At 36.9% G+C, this 13971-nt stretch carries 13 protein-coding genes; 5 read left to right on the forward strand and 8 right to left on the reverse strand.

The features are described 5' to 3' along the window. Window positions 1–401: 401 nt before the first annotated feature. Window positions 402–1391, reverse strand: a complete 990-nt coding sequence (locus DFR57_RS04900; protein WP_114352037.1) for a LacI family DNA-binding transcriptional regulator — start codon at window positions 1389–1391, stop codon at window positions 402–404. A 225-nt stretch (window positions 1392–1616) separates the two neighbouring features. Here DFR57_RS04900 and DFR57_RS04905 point away from each other — a divergent pair, with 225 nt between their 5' ends. Continuing rightward, complete coding sequence (locus DFR57_RS04905; protein WP_114352038.1) at window positions 1617–3335, forward strand: ABC transporter ATP-binding protein; 1719 nt, start codon at window positions 1617–1619, stop codon at window positions 3333–3335. Between the two features lie 83 nt (window positions 3336–3418). Here the strand turns inward: DFR57_RS04905 and DFR57_RS04910 are convergent, their stop codons facing one another. The 3 genes from DFR57_RS04910 to DFR57_RS04920 all read right to left on the reverse strand — a co-directional run bounded on the left by DFR57_RS04910 (window position 3419) and on the right by DFR57_RS04920 (window position 5802). Next, window positions 3419–4771 (reverse strand): dihydrolipoyl dehydrogenase family protein, encoded by a 1353-nt coding sequence (locus DFR57_RS04910; protein ID WP_114352039.1) that lies wholly within the window; start codon window positions 4769–4771, stop codon window positions 3419–3421. Between the two features lie 314 nt (window positions 4772–5085). Beyond that, window positions 5086–5286 carry a helix-turn-helix transcriptional regulator gene (locus DFR57_RS04915; RefSeq protein ID WP_114352040.1) on the reverse strand — a complete coding sequence of 67 codons (201 nt, stop codon included), beginning with the start codon at window positions 5284–5286 and terminating at the stop codon, window positions 5086–5088. Further along, window positions 5287–5802, reverse strand: coding sequence for a DUF6773 family protein (locus tag DFR57_RS04920; RefSeq protein ID WP_114352041.1), 516 nt, complete (start codon window positions 5800–5802; stop codon window positions 5287–5289). 221 nt (window positions 5803–6023) lie between these two features. On the opposite strand from DFR57_RS04920, the gene DFR57_RS04925 reads away from it, so the two are divergent. Further along, window positions 6024–6452: a small multi-drug export protein gene (locus DFR57_RS04925; protein ID WP_114352042.1), complete on the forward strand. Its 429-nt coding sequence runs from the start codon at window positions 6024–6026 to the stop codon at window positions 6450–6452. A 91-nt stretch (window positions 6453–6543) separates the two neighbouring features. Next, the gene (locus DFR57_RS04930; RefSeq protein ID WP_114352043.1) at window positions 6544–6999 is read left to right on the forward strand and encodes a DUF2269 family protein; all 456 of its coding nucleotides are present in this window, start codon (window positions 6544–6546) and stop codon (window positions 6997–6999) included. Between the two features lie 296 nt (window positions 7000–7295). On the opposite strand, the gene DFR57_RS04940 is transcribed toward DFR57_RS04930, so the two are convergent. The 3 genes from DFR57_RS04940 to DFR57_RS04950 form a co-directional block, all read right to left on the reverse strand. Continuing rightward, window positions 7296–7586, reverse strand: a complete 291-nt coding sequence (locus DFR57_RS04940) for a HesB/YadR/YfhF family protein (protein WP_114352045.1) — start codon at window positions 7584–7586, stop codon at window positions 7296–7298. Between the two features lie 139 nt (window positions 7587–7725). Then, entirely contained in the window at window positions 7726–8070 is a 345-nt protein-coding gene (locus DFR57_RS04945; RefSeq protein ID WP_114352046.1) for a type II toxin-antitoxin system PemK/MazF family toxin, read from the reverse strand. A 2-nt stretch (window positions 8071–8072) separates the two neighbouring features. Continuing rightward, window positions 8073–8312 carry an AbrB/MazE/SpoVT family DNA-binding domain-containing protein gene (locus tag DFR57_RS04950; protein ID WP_114352047.1) on the reverse strand — a complete coding sequence of 80 codons (240 nt, stop codon included), beginning with the start codon at window positions 8310–8312 and terminating at the stop codon, window positions 8073–8075. Between the two features lie 326 nt (window positions 8313–8638). Between DFR57_RS04950 and DFR57_RS04955 the strand changes: the two genes are divergently transcribed. Beyond that, the gene (locus DFR57_RS04955; RefSeq protein ID WP_114352048.1) at window positions 8639–8863 is read left to right on the forward strand and encodes a hypothetical protein; all 225 of its coding nucleotides are present in this window, start codon (window positions 8639–8641) and stop codon (window positions 8861–8863) included. Window positions 8864–9193: 330 nt separating this feature from the next. Next, window positions 9194–10420: a helix-turn-helix domain-containing protein gene (locus DFR57_RS04960; RefSeq protein WP_114352049.1), complete on the forward strand. Its 1227-nt coding sequence runs from the start codon at window positions 9194–9196 to the stop codon at window positions 10418–10420. A 1135-nt stretch (window positions 10421–11555) separates the two neighbouring features. On the opposite strand, the gene DFR57_RS04970 is transcribed toward DFR57_RS04960, so the two are convergent. Then, window positions 11556–13799 (reverse strand): glycoside hydrolase family 3 C-terminal domain-containing protein, encoded by a 2244-nt coding sequence (locus tag DFR57_RS04970; protein ID WP_114352125.1) that lies wholly within the window; start codon window positions 13797–13799, stop codon window positions 11556–11558. Window positions 13800–13971: the final 172 nt, after the last annotated feature.

Consider the following 13971-nt stretch of genomic DNA (forward strand, 5'->3'; position numbering starts at 1 on the left):
TAGTTAGGGGAGCACTTTTAGTAGTTATTCCCCTTTGAAAAAAATAAATGATTAGTCCTATGGTTCTTTTGTGGAATCGATACCACATTTTAGAAAAATTTAGCTTATCGCCTAGTCTTTATAGCGAAAGCCTACGTTCTTCTTATACTTGGTACGTTAAATTTCCCCTAAGTCAATTAGACATCTGCGTAAAAAAATTAAACTTCCTTAGCATGGAACAAGAAAATTTACTGCCTTTCTTACTTGGATGAACCAACTTAATAAATGCGCTTTCATTTTGACAACTGGATTCGATTCTCATACAAAAACGCAGATCGATTTTTCCTTGTACTATGATAATAGCAAGAAAAAGTTAGAATGAAAGACGCGATGTGGAATCGATCCCACATCATTTGTCTATACTATACACTATCTCTTTTTATAAGTCTATAGCTATGTCTCAATTTCTCTGTATTTTTTTTACCGTTAAATGCTTGAAGCATAAGCGTAGCAACCCTTTCACCCGCTTCTTCATTCAAGAAATCCACAGTGGTAAGTGTAGGTTCTACAAAAGCAGATAACGTCGAAGCACCAATCGAACCGACAGCGATATCAGCAGGTATCCTGTAACTCGCTTCCTTCAAATACTGCATCGTACCAATCGCCATATTATCTGTCGCCACAAACACAGCAGTAGGTAAATTACTTTTATCTGACTCGACCATTCGTTTCATTGCTTCATATCCAGATTCAATACTAAAGTCTCCCTGCTCCACCCAGTTATCCTTTAAAACCAAATCAAGCTGTTTCATTTTATCCATAAATGCTTGCTTTCTTATTACACCAACAGCTGGATCCTCTTCATACACTCCGATATAACCAATGTGCTTATGTCCTTTTTCTAAAAAATACGCGAGCATGTCCTGTGTCGCCGCGTAATCTGAATAGGTTACAGAGGCAATATTCGGAATTTCTTGTCCTAAGGCAACAATCGGAACCTTGGACGCTTCTATCGCTTGAAGCAGTTCTTTTTCCGTATTGGTTGCAAGCAAAATAATCCCGTCCACATGCTTTGCCTGTAGGAGTCTAATAAATTCAATTTCTTTAGCCGGGTCAAGCGAAGTATCTGTTAATAGTAGCTGAAAGCCATTGTTCTGCAACACCGCATTAATCCCGCTTACAACGCGACTCGCTGTCTCAGTACTAATCTTCGGTAAAATCACACCAACTACACCAGATTTTTTCGTTCTTAATGTTTGGGCGGACTGGCTCGGCATATAGCCTGTTTCTTTAATCACCTTATCAATCCGTTCCTTCGCTTCCTCACTTACATATCCATTATTATTTAAACAGCGTGACACTGTTGATCTCGATACATTTGCTAATCTTGCAATATCATTGATAGTAGTCAATGTCCCTCACCTCTTTATATCTCTTCTTCATAACTTTACATGAAAGCATCTATTATCTGCAACTGATTGTGTTAATGGCGGAATTCGTCTCCAGGCCGGCGGAATTATTACTGAGGCCGGCGGAATAACAGCGACGTACGGCGGAATTAAATCACGCACTCTCTTCCATATTATAAAAAATCTGCTATAATTACTAAAATCGACAACTATTAAGGGAGAAGTACCATGTTAAAAACATTTTTTTCATACTATAAGCCACACAAACGACTATTCATCATAGATTTTAGCAGTGCCATTTTCGTAGCTATTCTAGAATTAGCATTTCCACTTGCAGTACAGTGGTTCATTGACAGTTTATTACCCAAACAAAATTGGGACCTGATCGTTACAGTTTCCATTTTACTACTAGCTGTGTATATTCTGAGCACCTTTTTACAATATATTGTTAGTTATCTCGGGCACAAGCTTGGGATCAACATCGAAACAGATATGCGCCAAGAATTATTTGTTCACGTGCAAAAACAATCCTTTCGTTTCTTCGATAATACGAAGACCGGCCACATCATGAGTCGTATTACGAATGACCTTTTTGATATCGGCGAACTTGCCCATCACGGACCAGAGGATGCATTTATTTCTGTGATGACCTTTTTCGGTGCATTCTGGATTATGTTTGTCATCAATCCAACCCTTGCTCTGATTGCACTTGTAATGGTGCCATTATTAATTATCCTAGTAACCTACTGTAACATCGCTATGAATAAAGCGTGGCATAACATGTACAGTAAAATTGCTGACGTGAACGCACGTGTGGAGGATGCTGTATCTGGAGTACGTGTAGTTCAATCTTTCACCAATGAAAAATTTGAAATTAATCGCTTCAAAAAAGATAACGGACTCTTCCGATTAGCAAAAATAGGAGCATATCGCGTCATGTCCTTTACACACTCCAGTATTTATATGATGACCCGATTACTTACACTACTTGTGCTGGTAGTTGGTGCATGGCTGACATTTAACGATGAGCTACAGTACGGAGAATTAGTCGCATTTATCCTTTACACCAATGTACTAATCAAGCCAATTGATAAAATTAGTGCATTACTTGAGTTATATCCAAAAGGTATGGCCGGATTTAGACGCTTCCGCGAGCTGATCGCACAAGCACCAGATATCGTCAACCGACCTAACGCAATAACCGTTAATAAACTTCATGGAAATATCCAATTTCAAAACGTTGATTTTTCCTATGATAAAAATAAAGAAGTATTAGAAAACATTAATTTAGTAGTAAATCCTGGTGAAACAGTCGCTTTTGTCGGTCCTTCAGGGGCAGGGAAAACTACAATCTGTTCCTTGATCCCTCGCTTTTACGATGTGACAGGAGGAGCAATCACGATCGATGACATCGATATTCGGGACATGACAAAAGAATCTCTGCGTTCTCAAATCGGTATCGTGCAACAGGACGTATTTTTATTTACCGGCTCTATTAGAGAAAATATTGCTTATGGGAAAAATGATGCTTCAGATGCTGAAATTAGAGAAGCTGCTAGAAAAGCACACCTAGACGATGTGATCGATAGCTTACCTAACGGGTATCATACACAAATTGGGGAACGCGGCCTTAAATTGTCTGGTGGTCAGAAGCAACGCCTAGCAATAGCGCGAACCTTTCTAAAAAATCCACCGATCTTAATTTTGGATGAGGCAACATCCGCTCTTGATACAGAAACGGAAAAAATCATTCAAAAATCGTTGCATGACCTTGCAGAAAACCGCACAACACTAGTAATCGCACACAGATTAGCAACTATCCGTGATGCCGATCGTGTGGTTGTCGTTACTAACGACGGCATAGTAGAAGAAGGAACCTACGAAGAACTACTAGCCAAAAACGGCATCTTCCGAAATCTGCATGACATCCAATTCGAAAGACACTAAACACAAGAAAAAGTCGTTTGCCAAACAAATGGCAAACGACTTTTTAAATGAATTTTCGACAGGTGACAGGCACCACGACCAACCTACTCCATCATTGATCCTAAATGTGAGGCTGCGGTTGGATATGCTAGAATAATTTTCTTTAGTTCTTTAGCGGTTAGTTCTAATTGTATTGCTGTTGCGAAATGATTTATTAATTCATCTGCTTCTTCACTAATAAGGTGAGCGCCTAAGATTTTATTACTGTCTTTGTCGAGAATGACCTTACTTCTTGCGTATTTTTGATTGGTACGTTTATACGTAAACCATGATGATAAATCAATACTTTTCACATTAATTTGAAAACCTTTTTCCTTTGCAGCATCTTCTGATAATCCTACAGAAGCTAACTTAGGGAGCGTAAAGACTACAGTCGGTACACCCTTATAATTCGGCTTATTATGATTACCTTTTAGCAAATTGGAGGCAACCATAGAAGATTCCACTCCGGCTATAGGCGTTAATGGTGGGCCTGCTGTTGCTACTGCATCTCCCGCTGAATACACTATCGGATTACTAACACTTTGCAGATATTCGTTAACTGTAATCCCTTTTTCTTCGCGTTTCACATTTCCCTTTTCCAAATCTAAGTCATCAATAGCAGGTATCCGACCAGCACCATGCACAACTATATCAGCGTCAAACTGTTTATTCTCTCCATTTGTTATTCCTTCTACTATATAGGATTCTTCTCTTTGTTTAATAGATTTTACCACTGTGTTTAAGTGGACATTTATTCCAATTTCTTTCGATTTATCTACTAACAATCCCACTTGTTCCGAGTCGAAATTTTTGAGTGGTTTTTCTCCGCGGTGAATAATATCTACTTTAGCGCCTGCTCTTGCTGCAATATGCGCAAATTCAAATGAAATATATCCGCCACCAATAAAGACTATCTTTTCAGGAAGATCCTCTAAATCCAGAAATTCATCACTATAAGTTAAATGTTCTGTTCCATCAATAGGTAACGGCGTCGGAGTAGCACCATTTGCTAATAAGATCTTTTCTCCTCTAAGTATATCGTTTTCTACTTGGATCTCATTTTCACTTACAAAGGATGCCTTCCCGTGGAAAGTTTTCATTCCAGCATCTTGAAAAGCTTCATCACTTTTTTCTGGAACCCATGAGGTAAACTCTTTTTTAAATGACATTAATTCATGCCATTGAATGGAGGACGCTTGATTAATTCCCTTTCCTATCATTCTCTCTGTATCTTCTACAATGTTTGCAGCTCCCACTAATACTTTTTTAGGATCACATCCTCTAAGCGCACATGTGCCACCGAACGGTCTAGAATCTATAATAGCGACACTCCAACCCGCTTTTTTACACTTATTTGCTGCTGTAGAACCAGCAGAACCAGTGCCTACCACGATTAAATCAAAGGACTGTACCAAAGATCATCATCCTCTCTCTATTTTTAAGCCTTAGTTATTTAATTCCTTATATTGAAATATCTAAACCAAGATACTTACGAGGTAAGAATTCAATTAATCAATTTAAAAAATTAGGCACTTGAAAAATTTAATTGCTCCTCTTCTACTTACTTCCATTAGAAAAATCCACCTTAGTGTATTTAAGATGGATTTCATTTAGCGACTTCTATAATAGTATTAAATCAACAGATAAAACTTTTATCAATCGTGGTATTTGTATTCATCTTTTTAAAATAAACCGAAAAGTATTCTTTCTATAGCTGTTGAAAAAAAGCTTATTCCTCTTCCCAAAACAATTCATCTAACGTTTTATTTAGCGTTTTACAAATTGCTAGACATAGCTTAAGTGTAGGATTATATTTACCTAACTCAATCAAACCAATCGTTTGTCTGGTGACCCCTACCTTTTCAGCTAAGTCTGCCTGGGACATATCAAATTCTGCTCTTGCCATTTTTATTTTTAAATTTTTAGCCATCTAATCACCCATATCTTCCATACGTTTGTTAGCAATTTGATCACTCTTCTTCTTAGCTGATTGATAGGTAACCAGACTAAATACAGCAAAAAACGGAACGTACATTAAAAGTGAGACAAAAAATACAAGAAAGAAGAAATAATAAGCTTCACCAGTTGAATCCGCATAATTTACTGCACTATTCACACCAAAAATTAATGCTAAAATAATCCCAGAAAGGATACCGTAAAATAAATTTTTACTTAAATAGCTGTACTTACTATTCCGATTATGCATTTCCACAACATCTGAAAATAATCCTAAATAAATATAACGGATACTATAATAGATTCCAGGAACAAATAATAAAATTAACTCGACATAGATATTCGACAGATCCAGTCCCGTCGTGAAAGTCTTCCAAATTAATGAAAGAAATATCAACATGCTCGTGATAAAGTATACCTCTTTATAAATTTTGTTTTGTTCAGCCTCAAATCGCTCATCCTCCACGTTCTTCTTTTTCCAAAAACGCATGACTCCATCTCCTTTCGATTCTCTTTCCTAAATTATAATATACGATATTACATAATGCAATATATATTTGTCATTAAGTATTTTATTTATGTCAATCCGACAGGTGACAGGCACCACAACAAACAAACCTTCCAATTAAAAAATTTACGCAACTACGGCAACGTGATAGAATTGATTTTGTTAGCTATTTTTATGCATGTTAAGAAAGGAATTCATAAATCATGATTGATTATTTATTGGTATTTCTCGGTGGGGCCATCCCGTGGCTTGAAATTGCATTAGTTATTCCTTTTGGGATCATTACAGGCTTAAATCCTGCCATCGTAATTTTAGTCGGTTTCCTTGGGAATATGCTTACTTTACTCGCACTTATCATTGGATTTGAGAAGGTAAAAGAATGGTGGAGTGGGAAAGATGGTGACAAGAACTCAAAGAGGCAGCAACGTGCAAGAGTGATGTGGAATAAATATGGATTACCTGGCATGATTATGCTTGGCCCAATTTTTATTGGTTCCCATATCGCTGCATTTATAGGTATGACCCTAGGAGCTACAAGAAGTGCCACAATCCTTTGGTCTGTCATCAGTGTCGGTGGCTGGTCACTTGCTATTGGAATTCTAACCGCTTTAGGATTTGACTTTTTTACGTAAAATCTAAACTGAAAAGAAATGCTGTGCTGAGACGCACAGCATTTCTTTTTATTCTCTACTATAATAATAGAAAAAATGATAGGTGATTATCATGCATTCCTTCTATACTACATTAGTAATTATTCATATTTTTTCCGCAATTCTAGGGATGGGGCCAGGCTTCATATTGACTACTGTCACAAAATCCGCCCAAACAATGGACGAAGTGAGACATGCTTTTCGTCTTAAAAAAACACTTCATATGTACGTGATGATCGGCGGCCTACTACTTTTATTAACTGGTTTACTTATGGGCTTTATCCGTCCATACCTTTTCCAGCAAGGCTGGTATCAGCTTAGTCTATTACTCTATCTTTTAGCACTAGCACTTGGACCAACCTACTTAAAAAAATACAGCACACAAATTAAAGCACTCATTCAAACAAATACACATCAAACACTAACACCCAACTACAAAAAACTCTTACATAAACTACTCATCACAGAATACATAGAAAATACCCTGTTCATCATTATTATCTTTTTAATGATTACCAAGCCTTTTTAGTGGTTTTAGTGGTGCCTGTCACCTGTCGAATAATCGCTACTCTCACAATTAAACCCATTAAAAAAACAGACAAGCGAATAGAAATGTCTATTCCTTGTCTGTTTCTTTTTGGATACAGGTGGTGCAAAGTACTTGTCCATTTGTTTTGAAGTAGCTTTTTAAATTGGTATTCCCTAAGCTATCCTGTAAATTCCCTTTAAAATAATAGTCCTCACGAAATTCAATTTTCTTTTCACAAACAGAACAGTAAAGCTTCCCAATAAACATCAAAACGATCCTTTCAAAACTTGCACAAATTATTGAAAATCAAATTTAATTTCTTGCCCATCACTCTCCACATCTACCGTCATATCATACTCTTCAATCAACCACTCATCCTGCTCATTGAAATAGAAAGTAATGCCTTCCACCACGTCTTTCACATATATCTCACCATCGATTCCTTTTTCTACACCCAAAAAATAATTCGGATGCATTGTCGGAATCCCACCATATAATTTCACAAAAAATTGGAGATAATCCCCATCGTTTAATTCCAAATCGTCTTTATACCACTTTGCCGCTTCTTTCGTTACAGATAAATTCATATCTACACCTCACTCAAAGAAAGATTTGCGTTCATCCTCCATTATACAAGCAAGAAGTAGACAAGACTGTTAGAATGCTCACAGTTTTACATAATCTTTAAACTTCCGTGTCAGCACTCACCCAGTAACGATAAAAACTCTATAAAGACTCCTCTATTTCAACAGATCCAATTGCAATATCAACAACCTCAGCAAGCACAGAGGCAGAAACCTTCCCCATCCATTTTGGGTTTCGATCCACAATATTTAAACTCTTCAATTGCTCACATAAAATCGTGCCACTCACCTCAGACTCTTCAGGTAATGAAATATGTAATGGCGAATCCTTAGCTTCCTCTTTAATCGGACACACCATCGCAAGCTTCGTATACGCATTAAACGTCTGATTACTCACAACAACTACAAGATGTGTCTCCTTCTTTTCATGCCACGCCGTCGGTTCAAATTCAAGTAAAACAATGTCCCCCTGCTTCGGACTATACATCTCTATAACACCTCATTATCCTTTGTCGATTTCGTATCCCATTCCTGCGCATCTAACTCCCCGTCAAACGACGCAATCCGATCCTTTAACGAACGATGCCCCTTTTCTGGAACAATCAAAATCTTTCCATCGTATACCTTCAGTTCCACCGGATCACTCTCTTTCAACTTCACCAACTCTAAAATTGGCTTTGGAAGCCTAATCGCCTGGCTGTTTCCCCACTTCTGGATGACTGTTTTCACTAGCTCACCTTCCTCATCTTTCTACTAAATAGATACACCTATTATAAAGAAGAATGGGTCATTTGATAACCCACAACTTTTTCACGTTCATTTTTTTGGAAAAAGGCAACTGCGTAATCCGCGCCGTGCTTCCTCATTAAAACAACATCTTCAACCTTATTTTTTCTCACAGACCCAGTATTTTTTACATCCGACAATCTCCAGCTACAAGCTTAAAAATGCGTCTGCAGCTACAGAGAATGATTTCTCCATCAAAAAACAAGAAAAAGCCTTATGAATAAAAATTCCTTAACGAACAAACCATAAACGAAAAAGGCGGGATTTATATGATTATTACATTTGTTTTAGTTGGTTTAGTTGTCATCGTCTCAGGCTTATTCATTACACTGAGATTAGGAAAGCAGGTAGAAAACAGAAAAAGTGAACTAGACCCAGAACCTAAAGCAACCAGAAATCATCCGATCTTACTTAACCCTGTATTCTTAGCCTATGTAATTGGATTCGGTGGCTTACTAATATTTGCTGCTTACTTATTTCTAACCTGGAAATAGAAACGATCACAAAAGCGTTCTATGATTTTTTGGAAACTGAATTTTTTTCTGGCTAATAGAAAGCAATTTTCAGCCGACGCGTGTTTACAGTTATAATCCTTTTATCTTCTGAAGATAGCTCCTAAATCGAATAATAAATAGCGTAAAAACCACTTGTAAAGACCCGGATTACCGATGTTAATAATTGTTTCTAAAGTAATTCATCGAAAGACAACTGAAAGCTTATCTATAGCTCCTGCAAAAAAACATGCGTGAAAAAATAATAATCCTATGGTATTATTATTGGAATTATAGTAAATTCTTTGCTTTATTAAACAGAGGAGCTTTTATATGTCTGTAAAATCATATAACGAACTTATCTATCTATGCTCGTTGTTGTATGAAACCTTTGAGCTACCACTTGCTCTACTTGATGACAACTATCAAATCGAGGATGGTTTTCCAGAAGATCATAACCCAAAAAGTTATTATATAGATCGTGATGAATGGTTAAGAAACATGGAAAAAGTAAAAAATCTTTCATCTATTCCTCTAATCAAGACGACACCACTAATGGAAACTTATCTTTTTTTACAAATTCCTTTAGGTGAAAAGATTACTTATACCGTTGTAATAGGGCCAGTATTAACATCGAAATTAACCACATTACAATTTCACACCCTAATGATGGATCAAAATCTTTCTATCAATGAAGAAGATTTTCTCCATTATTTTGAGCATCTTTCGATCACAAGTGAGTCACATTTAGTGAACATTGCCAAATTAGCTTCTCAGTTAATTAACCAGAAGAAAATTAAAGCAGAAGACATCATGCATATGGAATCTGAAAAAAAGAAGAATCTATACTTAGAGGATAATCCAGAAATTCAACTTCAAAGAAATAGAGAAAATAAGACACTTCACCATGATTTAATGTATGAACGTCGAATTTTTCAATGTATCAAAGAAGGTAATCCTAAAGAATTTATTAAAAAACATAACACCCTTCCAGCTAAAGGGATGTACGGCACTTTATCCAAACAAAGCTACTTAAGAGATCAAAAAAATCTTGCTATCAGTGGTATTACGATTGGAACCCGTTATGCGATGGAGGGTGGTTTAAATCAAGAAACGGCCTATACCTTAAGTGATATCGCGATTCAAAATATTGAAGAGCAAACAGACGTAAGTAAAGTAAGAAAAATGCTCACTTCTTCCTTGGCCGACTTAGCTAAAAGAGTTCAAATAAATAAACAAAAAAAATACAGTAAAATTATTAACCAGGCACTGTTATATATATTTAATCAATTATATGATCCCCTTTCATTAGAAGGTATTGCAAAAGTAATCAATACCAATCCTTCCTATCTATCTAGTCTTTTTAAGCAAGAGGTGGGGATTAATATAAGCACGTATATTCAGAAAGAACGTATCGAAGAAGCTAAAAAACTATTAGAGCTTTCGGATTATCCGATTACAAAAATTGCGATATTACTTCAATTTAATGACCAAAGCTACTTTACTAAGGTTTTCAAAAAAGAAACAAACATGACCCCAAAGCAATATCGAAATAAATAGTGATACAATAGCAACTCATTTTAAAGGGATTCTAACTAATCATTAGAATCTTTCTTTATTGTTCTGAAAATTATGCGAGGAACAGACATATAAACGGACATGGCCAACTTCGGCTCCTGTTCACACTGAGTCTTAAGATAACCAGTAATATTGAAAGTTTCATCACCACTTCAATTTTCGCCCTATTATTTTAATAGAGCAGCAAGAAAAAGAGTATTGTCTCAAAAGTTAGTAGCTTTTTTGGGTCTTTCTATCATCAATGGATTCAAGACAGAAAATCTACTATTCACTTGGAAAATCATTCGACCATGTCTAACTTACAGATATAGACTTCGCACATACGACAAAAGAAGGGATAATTTACAAGCTGTTATAAAGCAATAAACTTAAAATTTTTATTAACTCATTCGTTTTTAAAACTGCTCTGTCATAAAATAGTATTATAGATTGCTGTCAAAAAAATAAGAGAAAAGGCAAATAGATAAAAATAGCCTAATCTTTTATTTTTCCCTTTCACATACTCTATTCCAAACAATAAAAACATAATCGGAAGTAGGTAGAATATTACGTCAGAAGTACTATCGAATATAAGCTCATATGCTACTAACAAAATAACAAAAATTGCAAAAATAAAATTAAACCTTCGCAACAGCATTATGTATCACCTCTTCTTCCATACTTATTTTCTATTTCACATCAAATTATTGAAGTGAAATAGATCGGTTAATAAGGAAGTTAAATAGAAAAGGGCAATTAATCCTTCCTAAGTTTACAAAACGTAAGGAGAGAAAATAAAAATGAGAATAATTACGCACCCGATAAAAGTCTAATATGATAATAAATTAATCACAAGAATCTTTTTTTAAAATCTAGAAATTATTTAGCGGGAAGCCCCTAATAATCCCACTCAAAGCTAGACAAGATCTATAGTTTATATTGTGACCTTATTTAAACCATCATATCATAATTTCCCATATTTTGTAAGGTGTTATCTAATAGTAAGTAGTCGTCCATAGTGACTTTATTTCTCTCTATTGATGGATAGTATCTGGTATTTGAAATTGAGTAATATTTTGATACTTTTCTTCAATAAAAAATAGGGAGTCTACCGTTAAGTAGCTCCCCATTCTTTTACTTATACTCTATTTAATTCTGCCATTAACTCCTCAAGCATTTCATCTGTAAATTTCCCCATACTGAAGTTTACCATTGCGCGAAGTGGCATGTTTGAAAGCATCGCATCTAACATTTCTGGAGCATCCGCTTCCTTATCATCTGTTTCCTGCATGTCAGCAAATGGATTATACTTTGCTAACAATTCTCTTGCAACCGGCTCAAGCTTCGGATCCTTCAACAAATCTCCGACAAGCGTATTGCGGTGGATTGTAAATGGTAACGTAATCGTGCTTTTAACTGTTACCGCATCCTCTAGCACAATCTCCTCAGCAGACTTACCAATTAGAATTTTAAATTCACCAGTTTCTACGTACCAATCATCTAATTCAACGTGGTAATAAGCAAAGGCACGTTTATCTAAGGTAAAGGTTACTTCCTTCTCTTCTCCCGCTTCAAGCGCTACCTTTTCAAATCTCTTTAATTCTTTTGCTGGACGATTAACACTCGCTTCTGTATCTGTTACATAAAGCTGAACAACTTCTTTACCTGCCACGTTTCCTGTATTTTTCACTTTTACAGAAACCTGCAGTGTATCGGTATCATCGATTTCCTTTTTATCAAAACGTAAATCACTATAGCTGAAGGTTGTATAGCTTAGCCCATAGCCAAATGGGAATAGTGGCGTAACTTGTTTCGTGTCATAATAACGATAACCAACAAATATTCCTTCCTTATACTCCACCTTGTCACCTTCACCTGGGAAATTTAAAAAGGATGGATTATCACTCAATTTAACCGGGAAAGTCTCCGCAATACGTCCACTTGGATTTGTCGCGCCATACAAGATGTCTGCTACAGCTCCACCAAACGCTTGACCACCAAGATAGCCTTCCACAACAGCTTTCACATTTTCAAGCCATGGCATTTCAATTGGTGCACCATTACTCAAGACGACTACCGTATTCGGCTGAACTTCCGCTACTGCTTCAATCAGTAGACGATGATTTTCAGGAATAGCAAGATGTTCACGATCATATCCTTCTGACTCATATCGATCAGGAAGACCAGCAAATACAACAGCTACCGATGCATTTTTAGCAGCCTTTTGTGCTTTCATAATTAATTGTTCATCCACATGATCTGTCGCTAAATCATAGCCTTCCTCAAAGCTAACAGAAGCTTCAGGCGCCAGCTCTTTAAGTTCATCAAGCACATTATCAATCTTCGTTGGGTTGATGTGAGAGCTTCCTCCACCCTGAATCCGAGGTTTCGTTGCAAATCCCCCAAGGACAGCGACATCTGTGTCTTTTTCTAATGGTAAAATTCCCGCTTCGTTTTTCAAAAGCACCATGCTTTCAGCCGCAACTTTTCTTGCAAAACGATGATGTGCCTCTTTATCATAGGTTGCATTTTGTTTTTTATTGGTGACTGCTTTGTCCAAAATATTTAAAATACGCTCCACTGCGATATCTAACGTCCGCTCGTCAAGCTCACCATTTTTTACAGCATCAACAATTTTTTGATCATTTAATCCATTACTAGCAGGCATCTCAAGCTCAAGGCCAGCTTTTAATCCAGCCACCCGCTCATTTACAGCACCCCAATCGGATACTACGAAGCCTTTAAATCCCCAGTCCTCGCGCAATACTTCGGTTAATAATCTATAATTTTCAGACGCATATTCACCGTTCACCTTGTTATACGAGCACATCACGGTCCAAGGCTGCGCTTTTTTCACTGCCCCTTCAAAGCTTGCCAGGTAGATTTCACGAAGCGTCCGTTCATCAACGATCGAATCCGATGACATCCGACGATGCTCCTGATTATTTGCCGCAAAGTGCTTTAATGAAGTCCCCACACCCTGACTCTGCACCCCGTTAATATGGTTCGCAGCCATTTCAGTAGATAAATAAGGGTCCTCAGAAAAATATTCAAAATTACGACCACATAATGGAGACCGCTTAATATTCGCACCAGGCCCAAGTAAAACCGCAACAGCCTCAGCCTGCGCTTCCTCACCTAAAGCAACCCCAACCTGATAAATAAGCTCCTTGTCCCACGTACTAGCAAGCCCTACAGCAGACGGAAAACAAGTAGCAGGCACACTATCGTAAATCCCCAAATGATCCGCACCCTGCGCTTGCTTACGTAATCCGTGCGGTCCGTCAGTCACCATCAATGACGGAATCTCTAGGCGCTCAATCCCCTTCAAATACCAGAAGTCCAGCCCAGAACAAAGCCCCGCCTTTTCCTCAAGCGTCATATCCTTAATCTTATCGGTATAATTTTGCAAGAAAATTTCCTCCTCTAATCTTTTTTGGTATCGCTTTCTTCATTGTAAAAGGTAAGAGTTTGGATTTATGGTATTTCCTTTGTATTTTTTGTAATTTATTATGTTTATTTTCTTTTTGCTAGGAGGTTTTTTGATTTTACCA

The organism is Saliterribacillus persicus (assembly GCF_003337485.1).
In the GTDB taxonomy this organism is placed as follows: domain Bacteria; phylum Bacillota; class Bacilli; order Bacillales; family Amphibacillaceae; genus Saliterribacillus; species Saliterribacillus persicus.